This is a genomic window from Tessaracoccus flavus, assembly GCF_001997295.1.
Taxonomy (GTDB): Bacteria; Actinomycetota; Actinomycetes; order Propionibacteriales; family Propionibacteriaceae; genus Arachnia; species Arachnia flava.
On sequence record NZ_CP019605.1, the window covers coordinates 2,585,104 to 2,606,520 of the forward strand.

Genomic DNA, 21,417 nt, shown 5'->3' on the forward strand with positions numbered 1-21,417 from the left:
CGCTCCTGCGCTGGCCACACCAACCGCAGTTGCGCGTTTGTGACGTCATCACTCGCCCCCGACCCTCTCGATAACTCCCTCAGCAGCCAACACCCACTTGATCGGGTCTAGGACCCGGAACGGAGCGATCCCGCGGGGATTCGTCCTCCTATTCAAAGGCGGCTCGCCAAGCGCAGACGACACGAAGAAGCGGTGAATCATTGGACCTCCCTTCGCGGGACGCTCCAGCTGATTGACTATGCCGACTGCACCGAGCATGGTGAGTAGTGATCGAGCCTCTTCGTGAAGCACCTGCCCGTCAGCCTCGTCGTATCTCATATCCTCAGGCGCCTCGCGATTGAAGGCTGCTCCCACGTTGGCGAGGCGCTTGGTCCAAGATCCGGCGCTGCCTTGGTCTCCCGTAGCCCCACCCTCCCCGATGAGCTGCAGAGTGTCGAACTTCGACAGGACGACAGCGAGTCTAGGCCGCGCGGCCCCAAGGATGTCCAGGAGATTATCCAGAACGGCGCCGGGCCTGATCCCCACATCGTTCAGGTCCGTCAAGTGACCCTTCAACTCATTGCGAACTTCCGCGATCTGAGTGGGATCAAAGTGGAATAGCACCATCGAGGCGTTGCGGAAGAACTGTAAATACGACTCGCGGTGGTTGCGCTCCAGGTCTTCCCCTGCGACATCGCGGAGCACGAGATAGGACTCCTGCTCCATTCGCCCAATCCTGCCGAGGCTATAGATCAGTGGTTCTTGCTGGTAATTCCCGGTTGTGGCGCTCCCTGTCGGCTCCATCATCTGGCGCGCAACGATGAGGGTCTTGTGATAGTTCTCGTCATAGGTGTGGCGCGTGCTTCCGACCGGGGTCAGTTTGGACCGCAGCGACTCCACGAGACGCTCCAGCTTCTGCACCATGACAGCGATATATACGCTCTTCCCTGTGGACCGAGGTCCGGCGAGTGCGACGCACACCACACGTGCATCCATCCATCCGCTCGGCAACACGAAGTGGCAGGTTGGGCACACCCTAACGGCGGACTGTTTGCACTTGCGGCACGAAATCTTCTCCTCGGCCCGCCACCTCTTCGCCAGTTTCGGATCATCCGGCGCAGTCACGACCGTCAACGGACGGGATCTACGCTCCCTGCCGAACCATGCCGTGTACTGCGTATCGATGATCTCCGGGCACGAGCCTTTGCAGACATAGAGCGCGGGTGTCGCGCCGATCGGTGTGAAGCACTGGGGACACTGGCTCACGGTTGTTCTCCTTCAGTTTCGAGGCGGTAGGCCATCAAAGTGGCACTCACCAGACGATGCACGGAGGCCTCGTCGAGCGCGGGGACGCTGGCTGGCCTGAACGGGTCCACCTCTAAGCAGAACACGCGTGGGTCGCCGCTAACCGCAGAGATAACGCGGTCCGCTCCCGGCCCGCAGAGCACGATAATGAGCGCGACAGTTTCCGGGATGACGTCTGGGGCGTGGTCGGTCACTACACACCACGCCTGTCCTCCTGACGGGATCGGTTCGTAGAGCTCCACTCTGGAGATCTGACCGATTGACGCGAATTGGCGTTCAATTTCTTGCGAGACCTCCATCGCGGCAACTGAGCGCCAGGGATCGCGGGAGCCGGCTACCCTCAGGTCCAACTTCTCATCGTGCCCGACCACGAGATCGACCCCGGAGATGCATTGTGCGACAGCCGTCAGCGCGCCCTCTCGAAGCCATGTGCGCATGGATGCTGTGCCATCGATCACTATCGCAATGTCAATGCTCTGCCTCGAGCGAAGCTTGTTTCCCCTGAGCCCCAGTGCACCCGCCGCTGAGAGCTGTGCCTGACGGACCAGCGGCGGAGTCTCCACGTTGGCTCCGCCGATCGTGGACAACTCTGACTTGCCGTCACCGACAGCCCGCAGCGACGCCACTTCAACCACCCGGTGCCCACCCACATCGAGATCGGTCAGCAGGATGCGCTCCCGACCGCCGACCGGAGCGAGAGTGATGAACGCCTTCGCCGACGGCGACATGTCCTGGCCGGTTGTGGATTCGACCTGGAGCGTGACGCCGTCGACGTCAGGCTCCACGTAGATCGTTCGTCCGACCTCGTACGAGGTTGGTGCTCCCAGCGCTGAAGCGATCAGCAGTCTCGCCCTGTCCGTCACGTGGTTCAGGGTTACGTCGAACCCAGTGCCAATCACTACAAGACTCGCGCCCGGACCCACAGTTCTCTGTCTCATTTGCTGCCCCCTAGTCCTTTCATGAGCTTTGCGCCGAGCCCGGCCGACTTGATCACGCCACGCTGGCGGAACCAACGCAGGGCGTTTCTGTGGATGGCCTGTGCGGCCTTTTCGCCCATTTTCGCGGTATACCATTCGAGCGCCTCAACGATGGCACCCTCAGTAACCTCCTGGTCGAGCGAGGCGACCCGAATGAGCCTCTCGACGACACTGTCGCCATCGCTCGGCTTAAAGTCGAGAAGGAGGGAGCGCACTGGATCTTGCCCGATCAGAGATTGATCTACGACGTATGGAAGAACAGAGCGAACGAAGGTCGATGTGTCTCCACCGGGCAGCGACCTAGCGAAGAACTGCGCTCCATCCTGGATTATGGACTCGGAGGGCTTGGGCTGGGTGAGGCGATTCCTTACCTGCACGGCGAAATCCTTGTCGGCACGCGAGACGAGCGCAGTCGTAGCCATGACGAGCAAAATTCCTTGGATCTGTTCATTGAGAACGACGCCCACAGACGCGGCTGAAGTAGTCAACGTATCGAAAACCGATCGGACGCTAGCCAGTTGGTAAGGCTGGTTCCAGTCGCCGCTGACCAATGTCTCGTACGCTGCGGCCACTCGATTTCGGTGACCTTGCGAGCTAGATTGCAGTACCTGCTGCAGGAGCAGCCGAAGCTTTGGATCCTGCACATCGGCGCTGAGAATCGACCGATCAAGAACCTGACGCGGCACGAAGCGACCCCAGGCAGCTAGGAGTTCTCCACTTTGCTGCGGCGTTAGCGTGACCGGGTCCGAACGGCTAGACCGCCATCCTTGACTGCGCTCCTGGCACGCCCGCCACACCTCCATGAAGTCGAGGCGCAGCCGATCTGCCTCTGAAAGCGCAGCTTTGTTACCTGCCAGACCGTCGAGAGCTTGGAGGCCGAGAGCGTTAAACCGGCGGTTGTCGGGCTCAAGGGCCCGGTTCGAGGTTAAGAAGTCGAACGTAGCAATCTTCAAGCGATCTAGTATTCGGCCTGGCAGCCTGGTCGTCGGCGCGAGGATCAATGCTACTTCTTGAGTCAGGGCGATGGTCAAGGGCCTCCGCGGCGCGTGGGCATCCCAACTCTTCACGAATCCCTCTGTCTTGAGGAGAGCCGGAACGAGCGCCTTGTCGGCCGCCTCCTCGACGCTGGCCGCAATGTCGGGAACGGTCTGCCATCCCAGGTGGTCGACGAGGTCCACGAACCGTAGAGCTGCGCGAGTTGCTGATTCTGAGTCGAGCCGGGAGAGCTTGGCGGTGAGATCACGGGCCCGCAGCGCGGTGCCACCGGATGGGAGTCCGGGTTTATAGGATGGCACCACGTCCGGCGCGTCGGCCAGCCAGGCTGGGTCTGCAAATACGGAGTCCAGGTAGGCCGCGGTCGCCAGCCTAAGAATGTGCGTGCTGCACCTCTCCTTCTCCAGGCTCTGAAGTGCGGACCAGCGCTCCTGGGTTGTGGCGCCCATGGAACGGAGCAGGGCACGCTGCACTGCGTCGGCCAGTTCTGGTGTATCTGCCACACCGGGAGGGGCGGCCTGGGCGACGACACGGACCAGCGCCGCATCTAGCTCGGCCCCGGGACGGAGAAAGGCGCGCAGCGCGAGCCACCACGCCGGATCGTTCGAGTCACGGCCCGGTATCTGAAGCTCAAGCGCGTTGAGATCAGCCACGTAGGCCTCGAGGTCGGGGGCCATCGCAACCTCCTCGAACATGAGCGTTGACCACGGCGTCACCTCGACCTCGTCACCGCGGGTGGTAAGGTGCGGAGCTTCGCCAAGGACACCGAGGCTCGGGCTCTCTTCAGCATCGATCACGACTGCGTTGCCCCATTGCTCGACGGTCTTGCGCAACTCCGGGAGCAGGCAGACTAAGTGGAAACCCTGCGCGTCGAGTTCGTCTCCAACGGGGGCAGTCTCCAGCGTGGAGAAGTAAAACGAGCGCGACGTTCGACCGGACATGCACAGGGAAGCCGCCTGCAACCATCCAGCTGCTTCGTCGGTTTCTCCAGCGATGAGCACCACAAGTGGCCCGGTCCCTCGTAACCGCGCGTGCAGGGCGTCGAGCAGGACCGCGAGCACCCCAGGGCGCCAGACTTTGCCCTGCCCCAGGAAGACACCCACGGTGCTGGGGGACATATCCATGTTTAGGGTTCCGCCCTCCGTCAGCGACGACGCATCAACCGCATCTGCCCCAAATGGCGTCAGCCAGGAATTCGACCGCCACGCGAAAGCTGGTCGTTCAAGAGGCCGCGCTGGAATGGCGCAGTGGGTGAAGACGTTCCCGGGCCTACCGCTGCGGTCCTGGCCCGCTGACACACTGTGGATCAGCACGGGAAAGGCGAATTCGCTGGCCTTTAGCACCTGATGGGCGAGCCGCCGCGGCCAAAGCGCGGCCTCCTCACGCGTGACGAACCTTCCAGCTTCAGGGCTCGGCAGCCGTGTGGGGATGTTTGCTAGGAGGACGGACTGCTCCTCTGGCAACAACTGGCCGACAATATCCTTTGTCTGCCAGCCTCCGCTGCCCTCGGACTCATACGACGCGTAGGTCAGTTGGGCACGGAGTTGGACGCTCCTCATGGACCTAGCCCAGCCTGAGTTGAACGACAGCTGGATCGATCACAGCGAACTGATTCAGCTCGTCAAGGCCGATGTCTGCCATAAGCCGCACGTACCCGGTTGCGGGAACCGTCGCCTCCCATGTCGTTTCAGTCCAGCCTTCGCCCACCTCTGAAGCTCGGATGCTCGGCATCGCGACGGCCTCGGCGTCGTCTTTTACGCCGACCTGCACCCGCTGGCCATCCAACGCGTCTAGGGGAAGGCGCTCGGGATTGTGCACGAGTACCAGGGGTGGCAGAGTGCCCAGGTGCTGCGGACTGCGGAGCTTGAGGCTGAGCTTCCTGGTCTTACCGAAGGCGACCATGGATTTGGCTCCCTTGATCTGGTAATGAACCACCTTGAGCCCTGGGTAGGTGAGCACGTAGGGCCTTCCCTGGACCTGCTGTCCTTGCTGCATAGACACGGGGACAAGCGCCACGTTGCATGGTTGCGACCCCAGCACGACCACGAGCCCACCCTCGCGGTTGTAGTGGTCTGCGGAGATGCTGGCTAGGTGCTGGCCTTGGATCGCGGCTTCTGCATCGATACCGAGAGGGTATCGGAACACCTGGACCTTCTCGAAAGTGTACTCGCCCCCGTCTTTCTCCGTGTTGGTGGGCCACGTCAGCGTGACCACTTGATGCCGAACACGCTGGTGAAGTTTCGCCTCGGTAATCGCCACCTGCGTTGCCACTTTGGTGACTGTTCTCGATGGGTGAATTCGATCTCCCAGGCTAGTCAGGGCGGTGAAGTGCACCCGACTCCAGCCCTCATACCAGGGAATGTCGCGAATCCTAACCTTGTCCCCCACGCGGTCAGTGACGGGATAGTTCAACCGCTCGCCCAGCTTGAACTCTTGAAGGGTGGACGCCGGATACGCTTGCGTGTCGATGCCAGCCTCAGGCTGGTCGTTGGTGACGTAGATGTCGACCCTGCCGGCCCCCGGAGGGGTCCACAGGATGTCCAGTACAATCCCCCCCCTCTCGTCGCGGCGCTCTTGTACCTCGAGGTCGCGCACCGGCTCAATCTTGTGCGGCACTTCGACCACACGCTCGATGAAGGGAGAAATCTCGCCCACGCCATCATTCAGCAGCTCGACGCCAACGGAATAGATGTACTGTTTGCCACTCTCCACGTCGGAATCGACGAACCCAGCGACGTTGTCTGAACCGCTGTTAACCCTGAATTGCGGGTCCGTGGGTAGACCCGGCGCCCCGTGCAACGGTTTGCGGTACACCTGAACCCGACCGTGCCGAACCCCGATGTCTCGCCAAGTGCCGACGACCCGACCTTGATCGGGGGCAATCGAGACATCCTGCGGCGGCACCACGACAGAACTCTCGGCCAACAGCACGGGCTGGGTGAGAGGTGCTTCCTCCGTCGAGTTCGAACCGTGTGCCCACACCTGATAATGGAGTCGGGGCCAGTCAGGCAAGGTAACGTCAACCAACGATGCATCGGTGGTTATCGCCGTGTAGGAGCTGTACTCGGGAAAGTCGACGCGACCCTCAGAACGGGTCACGCGATATATGACGTGTGGGGCAGAAAGAGCATCCCAGCGCAGAAGAAACCCGGAATCCATCATCTCAAGGCTCAACTCCTCCCGCGCCTCATGCCGGACAGTCCGATCACTGCTGACAAACTTGGGGAGAGCCGACCCGTGTGTCGGGAAGAACTGCCGATCCTCACTCGCGTCCGGCAGTGCCACCGGAATGGAGTGTTCCTGTCGCGTCGCCGTCGAGGGCTTATTAGAACTCTGGGGCGGCGCACTCCCCGCACTTGAAGAAGATGACGCCGCCGATTCGGCTGTGCCAGTCCGTGCGAGAGCGCTGTTGATGATCATCGACAGGGGTAGCGCATGGTCGGTGTACGTGCGCGGGATTCGCGCCGCGACGGCCTCCGTCGGCAGTCCGTTGTTCTTCACCGCGTCCATGGCCATCAGCTTGAGTTGGGCCGGCTGCATGCCGTCGAGATCGTTCTGGTCGCAATACCGCTCCAGCTCAGACAGGATCTGACCGGCGAGCTCTTGAGTCATTGCACACTTCCTAGCGTTGAGTACTTCGGGGTGAGGTGATGGCGTGAATCACAGGACGTCGTCCATAGCCCAGGGGGGGGTGGCGTGGGCTTCTTCCTGAGTTGCCTGATAAGCGAGGTCGGTCGTTTCGAGCCCTTCGCTGAATTCGATCCTCACCACCTGGTGTAGACCGTTGGAGCTCTCACGGATCCAAGGCTCCCCACCAACCCGATTCAGGCCCTGCGCGCGCGCCTGATCATCAAGGACAGCGCCGACCATGTCGTTTCCTCGTACTGCAGGGTCGTCAACCCCATCGAGCACGGACGCGGTAGTGGAGAGCCGACCGGAGTAGTCAAGAACGAGCCCTTGCACTTCGGAGAGCGCCAGCGCCTCTTGTTTGGGTCCTGAGCTGAGCTTTGCCCACAGCTGATCGGCCCCGCTCGAACCCACCCCGTCAGATGTCACCACGTCGGCCCACCTGTCCAACATCGACTCCGGGACTCCTGCACGTTCGCGCAGCAACAGCTTCGGCTGTGACGTGATGCTGTGGCCCTCCGGGCCGACCCGCTCCCCAGCGGAGGCGAGCGCCGCCCGCCAGGGAAGGTCGAGCCAACCCAAGGGGTAGGCATGGTCCTTGAGCCGAGCAACCACTCTGGCTACATCAGTCTCTTGATATTGGAGCTGACCTACCACCACGTTGCCGGGCAGGTCCGAGGGGAGCGGTGAGCTCGTCGCCTGGCTGGCAACCCGTCCGAATGGACGGTGCAGGAACTCGCCCAGCACTCGGTTCCAGGAGAGGAACTGTTCGTAGGCCTCACTGCAGCGTGTGACATCCCGCAGCGCAATCCTTAGGTTTTCCCGTAGCACCTCCGTATGGGCGGCGAGGTCTTGACGCTTATGAAGTGCCTCGAACAACTGCCGCTGCCGCTTCACGAACGCAGCCAAGGCCGCGACCATGACGGAGACAAAGATGCCGGCAAGAAGAATCCACAAGAGCGGAGCCGCGAGCGCAGAGAAAACGGCGAGCGCCGAGACGACCACTGCCAGTAAGACGCCAACGCCGAGAATCCGACGGATCGCACGAGCAAGGTTCCGCTGTCGGCCAGCGAGCTCTTGGCCCACGTCTAGGCGCTCAAGTGCCGTGAACTCCTCTGCCATACGGGCCACCTCACCGCGATGGTGGTCCAACTGGTCGGCAAGCTTCCGGCCAAATCGCGCCGCGTAAGAGTTGTTCCCTACCTCATCGACCCAGGCTTCGAGCTGCCGAAGAGTTTTCAGCGCGAGTGAGCCATAGTGTTCTGCCCCAGCCAAGCCACCCAGTTGCTCAGCCAGCCTGCGCTGGCTGATCGGGTCGAAAGCGTGTACCACGCGCAGGGAGGCGTCGACGTCAAGCGCGGGATCGACATCTCGGAACGCCTGCTCGGACGTCGGGACGACGCTCGCTGGTGAGCGCACGACGCCCAGCTGCGCACCGAGCCGGATCGCTTCGAACCGACCGCGATCCAAGCCGTCGCCGAGGGTAAGCGCACCGGCCGCGTAGTCGTTCCATACGTCGGGAAAAGTGCCAGCAGGCTCGAGCGGGGGCAGTTCCAGCCGCGCGGTCAGACGTGAGGATAGTTCGGCCGCCTCAAGTTGGAGGACCATATTTGACGGTGTCCGCTTCGGATCCCATACCACCTCGATCTCAGAATCGTCGCCGAGGAGTACGCGGCCCACGCGGTCCGCTGCCTCGGTCTTCACCGCATCCAGCCTCGCTGAAAGCCAAGCCCGCGGGTTCACAAGCCCCTTGATGAGGAACGACCAGAAGAGCTTGAGGGTGTCGACGATCCCCAGCCGACGCACCCCGCTGGGCAACGCTTTGCGCGGACTCGAGAAGGAGGCACGGTGAGCGTCCCACACCTTATCGGCCATCTGACCAGCGGCTGCTGTGTCGCTGGAGACATAAGTGATCGGTCCAGACGTGGTGCGGGCGGCTGGAAAACTCTGCCCGTACTCCAAAGTGCTGGTCGCCAGAATACGATCCGCCGTTTCCGTCTCCCAGCTGCGCGCCTCGACGCGTGCCAGCCTGACCCCATGCCCGGTTGGCGATTGAGCGTGGTCCAAGGGCGACTCCGGTGTGGCAACCCAGAGCCCGAGCAGCCCAGCCACCGCCGCAGCTTCATGACGCTCGCGTTCCGAGGGATCGTCCAGCGAGACTGGAACCACAGCCCGTCTGGGCCCTCGAGCCGTCTCCGGTGACACGAGCAAGTTATGCCAACCGTACCGCGCGGCGGGAGCGAAGCCGGTTCTGGCCGGGCGCGGCAGGCAGATACGGATTGGGACGACTCTGGCCTGGGTTGAGCTCTGCATCGCCTGGAGCAGCGCAGATTCCGCATCATCGCCCGTGGACTCCCCTTCCAGCGGCACAAGCGATCCTAGGCGTACCAAGGCGTTGCCATCCGGCAACGCTGACTGGAGGTAGAGCCCCTCTAGGCGACCTTCGACGATGCGCAAACAAGGTATCGCTCCACGTGAAGACGCGCTAGCCGCATCCACCCAAAGAACGTCGCCCAGCAGACCCATCGCAGACCAGTCCGTGAGGATGGACTGGATACCGAGGCAGGAGCGCGGGGCCAGAATGATCGAAATGTCGCGCGCCACTAGAGTACGTCCTGGAACATGTCGGCCCCGGCGGCTGTGCCCGGGGTTTCGGAGGGGATGGCCGCTGCCGACCCGAGGCGCTCCTCCAGGTCGCCAAGTGCCCACAGAATGTCGCTCACGAGGTCACGGATCACGGGGACAGCGGCAGCATCCGTCCTGTTGCCAACCTTGAAGTCGCGCAGCTTCAGGACACTGCCCCGCGCCCGGGTCAGGAAGTCTCGAATGGCCTCGATCCGCTCGTCAAGGCTGTCCAGCGTGGCCAGGTCCTTCACTCTTGAAGTACCGGGGAAGTCCGCTTCACCTCTGAGCACCTGTGCGAGCTCCAGCTCAGCGGCGATCCACCCCTGCGTGGTCCGCACTTCGTAGGAGTCGTACAGGCTGCGAAGTGCGTGATACGGCTTCAACGACGACAATGGTTCGCCACCGGCCCCCGCTTGAAGCATAGCCACCAGGTAGGCCTCTAGCACTGACGGCAGCAGATCACCGACGCTGCGTCGCTGGGCGAATGATGTAAGCATCGGAGACGGAAATGGCAGCCACTTGCTGGTGACGTTGTCGAACACCTCAACAGACTCGCTCTGCGCGTGGTGCTGCACGTCAGGGAAGCGGACCTTCCCGACGATCTGTCCCACGAACCAGCCCGCCACCATCGCGCGCCGCTCGTGGTCGCCCATGGGCAACCCGGCCGGTAGCGGACGCGCTCGCCGGCCATCCCAGAAGTGCATGCGCTGCGTCGAGCTCGTCGATGCCGCCCACTGTTCCCGAATGGGGTCCAAAACGGAACTGAAGCAGATAGGCAGGTAGTTCTGATACGAGCCGAAGATGTCGATCTTCTTGACCGAAGACGGCGGCTTGAGTGAGGCGTTGAGGTTACCCAGTGTCGTCGGCTGGTCGATCGTTGCATCCGTAGTAACCACCTTGCGCAACGCATCCGGAAGAATCGGGTCGTGCTCGAAGGGTATGTCCGAGATCTTGTAACGGAAGAGCACTGCCTCCCCGTACAGGGCTGCGACCACTTCCGGACTCGGTGCCGCCAACGGCATCGCTGCGCTCAACGCCTGCCGGAATTTCGTCACAATCAAGCTGCGACGCACCGCTTGATCGGCCAGCGGCGCGTTGTTGACGTAATCCGCCAGGGACTCGTTGGCGAACTGCTGGAAAGACGAACCTCGACGCCACACAAACTCCCTGGCCCGCTCGAGGATCTCCTCGGGCGACAACGTCGCTTCCACGTTCAGGGGGCGCGCCACAAGAGGTTTGCCCGCGGGGTCCGCGTCGAAGTACTCCGGTACCCATTCGGATCTCTCCCGAATCAGCCCGCCGGGGGGCTGGGTGCCGTCCGCCGTCTCCCACACGCCTGAGAGCACCGCCTGCCAAAGGTCGAATTCGCGTGACGGACCCTCAGTCAGCGCACGGCTCACATCCCTTGAGAACTGATCTAGGTACTCATCGGACGAGGTCACGAGAATCTCGTTGAAGGCGCGGGCGAAACGTTCAGAAACCTTGGATTCCCCAGGAGCCGGCCACTGCCCGTATTCGGCGGTAGCGAGCACTGCCAGGCTGGTCTGCCCACCCCGTGCGTTGTCAACCGCCGAGCGGAGCATCCTGAGCCGCTCTGTCAGCTCCTTGCCGATCGGGTCCAGCACATGCTCACGGAAGTCGCGCCAGATCTCCGCGAGCCCCGCGGCCAGTTCTCCGTAGAGGTGAGGCTGAACCGAGGCCAGCAATCCGTCCCTGAGGCTTTCGCCGAGGGCCGCACCGTCGCCCACTCTGCCGCGGATCGCTCCTACTAAATGGTTGAGTTTCTCCGGCATACCAAGAATAGGGGCGGATACCGACGCCTGGCTCGCGAGTTGGGACATCCGTCCCAGTTCGGAGCTCAGCGTATTGAGATGCTCGAGAGCTAACGGGATACCGTAGGTCGCCAGCGCCGTGGAGACCTGCTCCTGCACCCGGCTCACCAACTCGCCCTGATAGGTCCAGAGGAACGACCTCACCTGGCGCGACACGGAGCGTTTGGCTTCGTCCGATCCCAAGCTCAGGTGCCGCCTGACCTCCGCCAGCCACTGCACCGGGTCCTGACCGTCGGCGGCCGGAATGTTGGAAACGGCACCCTGGGCGACGTCTGCGGCGAGGGCCCGGGTTGCGCTCTGGGGCCACACGTACGTCGAAAGCCACGAACCGAAACTAGGATGCTGTTCGGGATCGTGTAGCTGTAGTGCCGCAGCGGTCCGCGGCCACAGACGGGCGTTGAGCCGTTTGAGCACGGTGCCCGGATCGTCGCCGGGACCCGCGTCGCGGAGGTGCCCTTCCAGCGCCTGATCCACGGCACCGCGCGCCAATCGTTGCGCCGCGTATTCGGCGTACCGATCCCGGCCCATACTGAGCGCGCTGTATCCGAACGAGCCCCAGTCCAACAGGTTCGGCGACTCGTCCCAGCCGAAAGCCTGCACCGTAGGCGTGAGGAATGAGTGGTTCACCAGATCGAACGCCTCATACTGCGCCAAGGCACCTGGAGATCGCATCAAAGCAGCCAGCCCCCGGCCTAGACCCCTGTAGACGTCCTTCGGTGTCCCGTCTCCGAACGGGGCCTGGGTTGCCCCGACGTGGGCGCTCACGGGGAAGACCCTCATGAAAGGACTCGCCGCACCAGAATCGGCCACCACTCCAGCCGAGCGCATGTCCGTGGTGTCAGTGGGTACGGAGGCCTTGGTCTGCGCGGCCACGATTTCGCCGAGCATGGCCAGGGAATTCGGCCTCACGCCAGCCCGTTCGTTGCGCGGGAGCGAGTTGAATACGTCGGCAGCCACCATAAACATCCCCACTAGCCCGTGCGGATAGCCGGGCAGGTTGCCCAATAGCCGTGCAACGTCGAGCGCCATAGAGGCGCCCGCCCCGCCCGCCATGGAGGAGACTATGAACACGAGCGGATCGGCGCCCATCTGGTACTCGAAGCCCATAGCATCGGCCACTCCGGACATGTCCGTGTGTGCGGCGGATGAATTGAGCCGCTGCCACGCTGCGCTCAGATTCGACTGGAGGTAGCTGTAGCGATTCAGCGTGACCATCCGTCCGATGGCCCGGACCTGACCGGCGCCAGCCGAGATGGCTACTGGATACTTCGCCGGGTCGCGGACCGCCCACGGCGCGAACCGGTCGAGTAGTGGGCCGGTGGCCATCGCGCTGTCGAGGGCGGGGTACAGGCCGGCCTGGACTCCCAACCCGATGTAGCTTCCGCCGCGCGCCTGGACCCCCTCAATCCCGGAGGCGTTGCCCTGCGGAGTGACGGGCACGTCGACCTCGACGAACTGCCATCCCTCCGGTAGTTTCTCGACGCCGTGGGCGCCCAGCTCCGAACTCAACTCGTCCATCATGTGGGCCAGGGTGGCGGCTCCAGATCCGCCGCATCCGACGACCAGGAACCTACGAAGGAATGCCATTGACTTGTCTCCTCAACTAGTTGGCGAAGGGATCCCATGACCCCGATTGATCGTCGGATGCCTGCGGCGGCGGTGCCATCGGCGGTGACTGCTTGCTGGGACGATCGCTTGTGGCACGTTTGATTTCAGTCAGGCGTGGGCTCGCTGAAGGTGTCCATCCCGCACTGCCTCCGTCGAGCCCGAAGGGATCGCCTGCGGCTGCAGCTGTCGCGTTGCCGGGCGTATCGGTGTCCCCTGCGTCCTCAACCAGTTCGTCGATCAACGCAGGGACGCGCCGCTCAGCGTCCTCGAGCAGTGCGTCCCGAGCCTCAGGCCGGGCACCAGGCGCGGTCAAGACGAGCAACTCGACGTGTTGGCGATCGCCTGGGGTAAACAGTGCAACCCACTGGCCGGTCAGAGCCAGCGGAAGTAGGGCTTGGCGCCGTCTGCCGTGAGGCATCGGCTTATGCTTGGACACGCCGATGCGGTCGCCGGCTTCGACCAGAACATAGCCTGAGCCGAACGGGGAGGCGCCCATTCTTGCCACGAGGACGGCGCCACCCACCTCAAGGCGACGCGTGCCGCCGCCGGTGACCGACTTGAACTCCCGCGCGTCCTCCGCCCGCCAGGCTAGGCGTCTGCCATCGCGGAGCACAGATCCATCGTGGACTTCGACGTCCATCGAAACAGCGAGCAAGCCGCCTGGCGGGATCTTCGAGGCCAACAGGAACTTCAGTAGGTACGCAAGAAGGATTGGTATTCCTGGGCCGAACAACGCGGCGATTACGAGTGTGAGCCAGAAGGAGGTCGGGTTGAGGTCCTTGCTCAGTTCGGCGGTGAACCGGACTGGCAGAGTCTGCGTCTCGCCACCCTCAAGCGGCATCATCGAGACGTCGAAAGTACCTTGCAGCGCGCCGTTCCCAGCATCGTCGCTGGTGAGCAGCAGAGGCAACTCCGCATCTAAACCGTCGCTGACGCTGAAGCACGAGTCCGGCGTGGAGTTTGCCGAGGAGATGGATGCTTGAGTGACTTCAACAGGCGAGGCCTCCACCACCGCTGAATTTGGGACCAGCCACAGGCAGCCCGGTCCCTTGACCTTCAGCGTCGCTGACAGTGCCGGAGGCCCCTCCGCCGCCCCGAAGTCCACCATTCCATCCAAGCTTGGGTAGCCAAGAGGAGGTTCGATGACGAGGGGCACGTCCACCACCTGGGGCGTCAGCTCGGTTCCCGAAACGGATTCACCGCTGTTGAGGACAGCGTCGGCCGTCGTGACATTCAGCCGCATTCTGAGCGTCTGCTTGCCCGGCTCAAGGCCCTCTGTGTCCAGTTCCACCGCATCGTTCAAGGTGTCGGCCCCGAGGGTTGCAAGGGAGCGTGGATCACCGTCTTCACCCAGTATCGAGACGTCCAGTGCCACCTCTCCTAGCAGGGTGCTCGGATCAACTGCGTCACCCGCTGAGTTGATCACCTCGAACCGAAGTGGGTAGGAGTCCCCTGTGCGAAAAGGCTCGTCTTGCTCCACGAATCTCGGAGTAAGGTCGCCTGCAATGTAGATGCTGGTGCGAGCCTTCTTTCCCGCAGAGGCAGAGTTTGGGTCGACGAAAGTAACCGTCCACTGTCCAACCCATTGCTCGGAGTCCTCTGCTTCGAGCGTGACCACGAAGGAGCGATCACTGAGCCAGGTGTATTCGCCTCTCGCCCCTGAAAGATCGAGCGCCTGTGGTTTCTCGAGGTCTCCCCTGACGAGTCCCCCTGCGCCCCCCCGGGTGCAGTGAGTTGCACCTCAATACCGTCAGCGTCGGCAGAGCCCAGCAACTCGACTCTCTCAACGCTCGCGTCGAGGACGAAATTATGGGTACCTGCTAGGCAGACATCGCCTTGGCAGATCTCGGTCTCGTTGACGGGTCGCTGCCTCGTCACCGAGTCGAAGGCGAAGATCAGTGAGTCGATATCGGCAGCAGTGACGAAGTCTCCTGGGACGGGTTGAGTCTGCGCCCCACAGGTTCCCTGCCCACGCCCTCCTGTGACCACCCTCCTCATGAGGTCAAATGCGTCGGCAGACTGGTCGTCCCCGTGGAGTCCCACCCCGAACATGACGATGTCCTGCAAGCGGATCTGGTCAGCCAGCCCGCCCGCGCGACACAGCGATTCAGCCGCGGCCGCCGTGGCAGCCAGTTCGCGCTCACGTGTTGACATGTCATTGTCGGGGGCGAACGGCCGTCGTGGGTTGGCCTCACCCTCAGCGCGTTCGTCCGCGCTGAGAGACACGTCCAGCTCGCCATCAGAGAAGAAGAAGATGGCCTGGCAACCCGCTCCGTCCGTGAGCCTGACGTCGGCCAGTGACTTGCGTGCACCATCGAGCCCGAGCCAGTAATCGGTCCCGCTGTCAGTGTTTCTATCCGCGAAGGACTCCAGATCAGTCAAGAGCCCGTTCAGGTCCGCTCCAGCTAAGGTTCGCCACTGCGACTGATAGTCACGGTACGAGGTCCCAAACCCTGCAAGCATCACTTGAAGGTCGAGCTCTGATCGATCCGCCAGGTTCGCCAATCGCTGTACCAGGTAACGGCCGGCGAGCACTCGCCCCGCGTCTGGGTCAGACTCCTTCAGGCTAAGCGACTCGTCGAACAGGAGAACTAGCTGTCCCTGCCCTGTCCCAGCCATGCAGGCCGTAAAACGATCTATCGCACGATCGGCCGGTTCGTCGGCGTGTGAAACGGCTGCGCTTAGCGCGAGGCCGAGAGCAAGCACAAGAGTGAGAAGTTGCGGCCAGTTTCGGCTCATAGTTTCCCTACAAACAGCGCGAGTTGGTAGGCGCACCACACAACGGCGACCATGGTCATGCCAATCGCTATCCAGTAGAGCGCTGGGAACAGGGTTGATTGACCGTAGACAGGCTTGAGGCGTTGACGTGTATCGCGATTGACAAAGAAAGCAATCAGCCCAAACGACGCCGGACCAGCCAAGAACCAAGCCCCCAACAGCACCCAGCCCTGCGCCATGAACGCCAGAACGCCCCCTAGAACCGCAGTTACCAATGCACTGACAATCCAGACCAGCGGGGTGCGCCCTACGTCAAAGCTGACGGCGTCGGCTGTGGCACCATCATCGGTACCGAACGGATCATGACTCATCGGACTCCTTTTCAGCCGAATAGTTCAAGGAGACGCGTGATCAGTCTGCCCGCCACGTCCGCCGATGATGTGAGGGCCTCGATACTGTGGCCGATGTTGTACTGCAAAACCTGGATCCCGATGGCGATGCCAAGCGATGTAGCCGCCACGGGGAGCACGACCGAAGCGGCTAAAGCGATGCCGGAGCGGGCATCACGACGACGAGCGACCGACAGGATCGAGAGCACGAACGCCGCAAGGACGCCGACGAGCGCGACCGACATCAGAGCGAGCATCAAAGTCATGTCATCGATGGCATTCCCGTGCAGCCGCACGGACGCCAGCGTCCCGTAGGTGACGACTCCCAAGAACATCGCTGCAACGCCCACGGCCAGGAAAAGCGCAGAGCCTCGGCCAGTCGACGGACTCGCGGTCTGAGCTTTGGGCCCCGACGAGGAACTCCGTGCAACGCCGGCTGATCGACGCTGTAGAACGAGGGGGTCCTCCGCGATTAGGGGTTCCTCTTGACTGGTCCGGGCGAAGGGGTCCGTGGAATCATCCGACACTCCGCTGTCAAACGGATCGTACGGGTGCTCGCTCTGCATGGAACTCTCCCCTCAGCGTGGCAGCCCCCATGGCGCATCGCTGACGCCTGACAGCGTAGCGAACGGCGATGCTCAATAGGGCGCGGCCCCGAATAATGGCCAAAAGTGGATGTAGGGCGCACCATCATGAGTGGTGGGGTGCTCGCATCCTCCGCGGCAGGCACTGGTTTTGCAGAACCTCGCCAGACAGCTCGGGGAACCGCGCGGCGCACCATGCCTCCGCTTCAGCCGCAGAGGTGAGCCCCCCAGGATCGGCGACCGTGAACCATAGGTCTCTTCCGCCTTGTTTCCCCCAGTCTGCCGTGCGGAGCATTTTCACGTTCACGTCGTACAGGCGCTGAACAAGATCCTCGTGGAACGTGAGGATGTCCGAGAAGTAGAACGTATTGGAGCCGTTGGCCGCTGTCTGGAGCGGGTCGCTACTTCCTGGGTACTTCGCCGAAAGCACAAGGACCCACCGTTCGTCGTAGCGAAGATCTGCCAGGCCCAAGCGGCGGTACGCCTCCAAGGCTTCTTCCGCCGCTACTTGCTGCCCACCAGATCCGCCCGCGACATCTACCCTGACAAGGCCGTCTTGACGTGCGACCCACCATCCCGCCGTGGCAGCTTCCTGTCTACCGCTGGCCGACGTGGTGTGGAGCGTGAACTGCACTTTCTGTTTCGCTGCATCGAAGACAACATCCGAAGCGCGCGCGGACGAAAGCCCTCCCCAATACGATTCATAGCTCGCCCAGTCCTCCCGGGATTGTCGAGCTGTAGTCAGTAGATCCCACCCTGCGCGGGGGTTTCCAGCAGCCGTGGCAAGGTACAAGTGGACGGAAGCAACTGCCTCATCGTGGCCGATTGGCCCGCTGGCAGAGCTGGGCGCCGCCACAGACGCCGCCGTGCTGGGGAGCGCGGTGGCTGGCGCCGCCGTCACCGTGACCGTCTCAACGACGGGGGGCGGTGCCTCGACCGGTGGGACCGTAGCTGTGACCTCCGTATCTGGGGTTGTCGGACTGGCGGGTTCGTCCGGCGTGGACGGCGTGGCGCTATGGCTGCTAGCCGATGGTCTGGGCAGAGGCGCGGCGAGGTCGGGATCTGCCCGCCCCTGCACGAGCAGCCATACTGAGGCGGCCACCACGGCGAGCATCGTGAGAGCAGTTAGCAATCGCGGAGCGAGTCGCCTTGCGTGTTCCTGTCTCAGAGTCTCCGATCGCGCCGGAATCGGCGGCTGATCGCCAGGTGGGGGTGAGTGAAGCTGGGTCTCCTGTTGGAAATCTCCAGCTTTGGGCGTCAGACTCCCCGGCGAGGAGGCCTCTGGGATCGTCGGCGTGGCGAGCACACCGTTGATTTGTCCGCAATGCTGGCATACACCGGGCGAGGTTCGTTGACCGCACAAATCGCAGAACATCTGAGGTCCCCCCTATCGTCACGACGGTACGAATCCTGCCACTATCGCCCCGGCTCTTCGCTGGCGCCTCCGCTGAACTCTGGCATCCGCTCCGCGATGAGGCTGCGTAGGGCGTCCACGTCGCAGGGCAGGTCGACGACATGGCGCGGTAGATCCTCGATGCCGTCGAAGCGCGCCGGTCGCGGGGGCACCATGCCGATGGCCTCGACGATGGTGTCCGCGAACTTCACCGGCAGCGCTGTCTCCAGCACGACGATCGGGCCCTGAACTCCGCTGGTCTGCGCCACCTGCACCGCGTCGGCGGTGTGCGGGTCGATGGTCACCTTGTCGGCCTCGTAGACGCGGCGGATCTGCGCGAGCCGGTCCTGGTGCGTCGAGGTCCCGGACACGAACCCGAACCGGTCGAGCTGACCCCGGAACTCGTCGGCGCCGGACAGATCGAACTCGCCGTCGGCCAGATCGTCGACGAACAGCTCGCGCAGGCGGGCGGCGTCGCGGCCCAGCAGGTCAAAGACGAACCGCTCGAAGTTGGAAGCCTTGGAGATGTCCATCGACGGCGAGCTGGTCGCGAGCGTCTCGGCCGATCCCCGCACGCGGTAGACCCCGGTGCGGAAGAACTCCTCCAGGACGTTGTTCTCGTTGGTGGCCAGGATCAGCCGGTGGATGGGGAGGCCCATCTGCCTCGCGATGTGGCCGGCGGCGATGTTGCCGAAGTTGCCCGACGGCACGGAGAAGCTGACCGGGCCCCCGTCCGAGACCTGCAGCCAGGCCGCGAAGTAGTAGACCACCTGGGCCATCAGCCGGGCCCAGTTGATGGAGTTGACCGCCCCGATCCGGTAGCGGGCCTTGAACGCGGCGTCCGCGTTGATCTCCTTGACCAGATCCTGGCAGTCGTCGAACACGCCGTCGACGGCGATGTTGACGATGCGCTCGTCGTCGATGGAGAACATCTGCGCCTGCTGGAACGGGGTCATCCGGCCGCGCGGCGACAGCATGAACACGTGGACGCCGGGCTTGTCCTTGAGCGCGTACTCCGCGGAGGAGCCGGTGTCGCCGCTGGTGGCGCCGACGATCGTGATGGTCTCGCCGCGCCGGGCAAGCTCGTAGGCGAACAGCTCCCCGAGCAGCTGCATCGCCATGTCCTTGAACGCCGCCGACGGTCCGTTGCTGAGGTGGGCCAGCCACAGCCCGTCGCTCAGTCGGGTGACCGGGACGACGGCGGGGTCGAGGAACTTGACGGGGTCGTAGGCCCGGGTGACGATCCCGCGCAGGTCGGCCTCGGGGATGTCGTCGACGAACAGGCGGACGATCTCGAACGCCAACGCGGAGTACCCCTGGTGTGCGAGTAGCTCGCGCCAGGTCTCCAGCGTCGCGGCGTCAACCTGGGGGTAGGACTCCGGCAGGTAGAGGCCGCCGTCGGCGGCGAGCCCTTCAAGCAGGATGTCGCTGAACCCCTTGCCGGCACGGCCTTCGGTGTCGCGAGTGGAGATGTAGCGCATGGGCGCAGTCTAGTTTCCCTCCACGGACCTGAGATTCATGGTCCCGGCCGTGGTCACCCAGCGCCTGGTCACCCGGGGGGGGGTGAGTTGAGCAAGTGAGATGGGTCAACGTCGCGACACGCCGGTGCAACAGCGTTGCGATTCGTTCACCCATCTCATTTGCTCAACTCCCTTTCCCGCCCAGGCCGGAACCGCGGCGCTCACCCCGACTTGTCGACGGCGAAGGCGCGGGGGCCGTCGGGACCCGGGACGACGACGACGTCCTGGCCGGCGTGGCCGTCCAGGGCTGCGGCCAGCGCTTCGGGGTCCCACTCGGGCCCCTCCTCGTCGAGGATCCGCCACGCAGTGATGGGTGCTCCGAGATCCCGGGTCACATCCGCGCCGGACCACCCGATGAGCAGGACCGAGCGGGGGACGGCGGTGCTCGACGACGTCGCCCGGCTGAGCGCACGCTCACCCCGCACGAGCACCGCGTGGTACAGCGCCACTGCCGCAGCGGCAAGGAGGACCCCCAGCCCGTAGCGGATCGACCTGAGCGTCGCGAGTCCGAGCTGCCCCGCGATGAGGTCCTGGATCACCGTGAAAGCCACCATGATGAGCGCGACGATCGCCGCGATGGCGGAGACGCCCAGTACGACCGCAAGGTAGACACGCCGGGACGGGGACGACGCCTCCGACGGCGGGTCCGCCACGTAGGCGCGCTGCGCCATCGCCCAGTGGAGCCACCACACAGGCGTGCCCACGAGCAGCAGCGTCACTGCGGCCAGCAGGGTGTTGACCATCGACATGCCGATGTCCACCCCCGGCGTGACCGCCTCGAGCAGCGCCACGACGACGGTGCCGACACCTGCCGCGGATGCGACGAGGGCGAGCCCGGCGACCAGGTACTCATAGACCCGACGCACCTCCGGCCGCCCGGTGACCTGCCCGAGGATCGTGCGGTGGTACCACCACAGAACGGCGCCGATCACGAGCGCCGCGAGTTGCGTGGGGGCCGAAGCGAAGTGGTGCGCGGCCGTCGCCGTCGCGGGCTCCCCCAGGAACCACACCAGCACACTCCACAGCAGCATCGTGCCAGCGACGAGCCCGACGACGAGTCCCCCGCCGACGCCGAACAGCAGGACCAGCGTGAGCCAGATGGTTTCCCGCGGACGCCGGGCGCCGTGGAGCAGCCAGTACCACGCCCAGACCGCAGCGCCCGATGCGAAGACCGCTCCAGCCTCGGCGAGCGTCAGCGCGGGGCTGCCGATGATGGCGGTGCGCAGGATCAGGACATCAAGGGCCGACCCCAGCAGGTAGATCGCGCCGCCAGCAGCCAGCGCCAGCCCGACGAGGGACCCGCCGAGAATGTGCAGACCGTCGCGGCCGTCGGCCAGCAGCCAGCGCGCCCACGCCCAGTGCAGGAACCAGACGGCACCCCACACGAAAAGGGCTCCCGCGGCGTCGGCGTCGAAGGCCAGCTCTCCCAACAGTTCTCGAAGGACTCCCTGGAGGGACACGGCGGCCGCCACGAGCGCCACGAGGCTCATCAGCGTGACATAGACCGCGGCCCACGCCGAGGCGTGCTCTTCGGTCTCGGAGCGCTGCTGCCGGAAGCTATACCACCCCAGCAGGCCCGCGGCCGGCGCTCCGACCACGACGAAGGACCACGCCTGGGCCAGCTGGTACTCGTTGTCCTCCCAGCCCTCGGGGCGCGCGCCCAGCAGCCTGCCGATCAGCTCGGCGGCGCCGACGGCGAACACGATCACCAGAGCGAACAGGATGAGGTACTGGAAGAACCGGCGCACGCTGCGGGGGTCCAGACCCGCGCCCGCGGAGCGGTGGCGGACCGCGGACGAGGCGAAACCGCCGAGGCCGAGCACGAGCCCCAGCACGACGATGATGACGAGTGCGCCGGTAATCATGG

12 protein-coding genes are annotated in these 21,417 nt (G+C 63.9%); all 12 read right to left on the reverse strand.

Translation table 11 applies throughout. The annotated features are described in order from the left end of the window. Positions 1-48: 48 nt before the first annotated feature. The gene (locus tag RPIT_RS11950; RefSeq protein WP_077343600.1) at positions 49-1,245 is read right to left on the reverse strand and encodes a TRAFAC clade GTPase domain-containing protein; all 1,197 of its coding nucleotides are present in this window, start codon (positions 1,243-1,245) and stop codon (positions 49-51) included. After that, the gene (locus RPIT_RS11955; protein WP_143028252.1) at positions 1,242-2,222 is read right to left on the reverse strand and encodes a hypothetical protein; all 981 of its coding nucleotides are present in this window, start codon (positions 2,220-2,222) and stop codon (positions 1,242-1,244) included. The genes RPIT_RS11950 and RPIT_RS11955 overlap by 4 nt, the downstream gene beginning before the upstream one ends. After that, entirely contained in the window at positions 2,219-4,813 is a 2,595-nt protein-coding gene (locus tag RPIT_RS11960; protein ID WP_077343605.1) for a GAP1-N2 domain-containing protein, read from the reverse strand. Before RPIT_RS11960 ends, RPIT_RS11955 begins: the two co-directional genes overlap by 4 nt. Positions 4,814-4,817: 4 nt before the next feature. After that, positions 4,818-6,866 carry a SaeA-related protein gene (locus RPIT_RS11965; protein WP_077343607.1) on the reverse strand — a complete coding sequence of 683 codons (2,049 nt, stop codon included), beginning with the start codon at positions 6,864-6,866 and terminating at the stop codon, positions 4,818-4,820. A gap of 48 nt (positions 6,867-6,914) precedes the next feature. After that, on the reverse strand, positions 6,915-9,485 hold the full coding sequence (locus RPIT_RS11970) for a hypothetical protein (RefSeq protein WP_143028251.1): 2,571 nt from the start codon (positions 9,483-9,485) through the stop codon (positions 6,915-6,917). Then, entirely contained in the window at positions 9,485-12,925 is a 3,441-nt protein-coding gene (locus RPIT_RS11975; protein WP_077343612.1) for a tubulin-like doman-containing protein, read from the reverse strand. Before RPIT_RS11975 ends, RPIT_RS11970 begins: the two co-directional genes overlap by 1 nt. 16 nt (positions 12,926-12,941) lie before the next feature. Then, a complete protein-coding gene (locus RPIT_RS11980) occupies positions 12,942-14,564 on the reverse strand; it encodes a hypothetical protein (protein ID WP_157633351.1) in 1,623 nt (540 codons plus the stop codon). A gap of 1,117 nt (positions 14,565-15,681) precedes the next feature. Continuing rightward, complete coding sequence (locus RPIT_RS11990) at positions 15,682-16,035, reverse strand: hypothetical protein (protein ID WP_077343618.1); 354 nt, start codon at positions 16,033-16,035, stop codon at positions 15,682-15,684. A gap of 11 nt (positions 16,036-16,046) precedes the next feature. Further along, a complete protein-coding gene (locus RPIT_RS15070) occupies positions 16,047-16,619 on the reverse strand; it encodes a hypothetical protein (RefSeq protein ID WP_143028249.1) in 573 nt (190 codons plus the stop codon). Positions 16,620-16,743: 124 nt separating this feature from the next. Next, a complete protein-coding gene (locus RPIT_RS12000) occupies positions 16,744-17,271 on the reverse strand; it encodes a hypothetical protein (protein WP_077343622.1) in 528 nt (175 codons plus the stop codon). Between the two features lie 782 nt (positions 17,272-18,053). After that, on the reverse strand, positions 18,054-19,511 hold the full coding sequence (gene thrC, locus RPIT_RS12005) for a threonine synthase (protein WP_077343624.1): 1,458 nt from the start codon (positions 19,509-19,511) through the stop codon (positions 18,054-18,056). A gap of 200 nt (positions 19,512-19,711) precedes the next feature. Beyond that, complete coding sequence (locus RPIT_RS12010; protein WP_077343626.1) at positions 19,712-21,415, reverse strand: DUF5671 domain-containing protein; 1,704 nt, start codon at positions 21,413-21,415, stop codon at positions 19,712-19,714. Between the last annotated feature and the right edge of the window lie 2 nt (positions 21,416-21,417).

What these genes read in the sequence shown, in the direction of transcription:
- RPIT_RS12010 (WP_077343626.1), bottom strand. Translation starts at nt 21,415, where the DNA reads ATGATTACCGGCGCACTCGTCATCATCGTCGTGCTGGGGCTCGTGCTC.
- thrC (WP_077343624.1), bottom strand. Translation starts at nt 19,511, where the DNA reads ATGCGCTACATCTCCACTCGCGACACCGAAGGCCGTGCCGGCAAGGGG.
- RPIT_RS11955 (WP_143028252.1), bottom strand. Translation starts at nt 2,222, where the DNA reads ATGAGACAGAGAACTGTGGGTCCGGGCGCGAGTCTTGTAGTGATTGGC.
- RPIT_RS11960 (WP_077343605.1), bottom strand. Translation starts at nt 4,813, where the DNA reads ATGAGGAGCGTCCAACTCCGTGCCCAACTGACCTACGCGTCGTATGAG.
- RPIT_RS11975 (WP_077343612.1), bottom strand. Translation starts at nt 12,925, where the DNA reads ATGGCATTCCTTCGTAGGTTCCTGGTCGTCGGATGCGGCGGATCTGGA.
- RPIT_RS11965 (WP_077343607.1), bottom strand. Translation starts at nt 6,866, where the DNA reads ATGACTCAAGAGCTCGCCGGTCAGATCCTGTCTGAGCTGGAGCGGTAT.
- RPIT_RS15070 (WP_143028249.1), bottom strand. Translation starts at nt 16,619, where the DNA reads ATGCAGAGCGAGCACCCGTACGATCCGTTTGACAGCGGAGTGTCGGAT.
- RPIT_RS11990 (WP_077343618.1), bottom strand. Translation starts at nt 16,035, where the DNA reads ATGAGTCATGATCCGTTCGGTACCGATGATGGTGCCACAGCCGACGCC.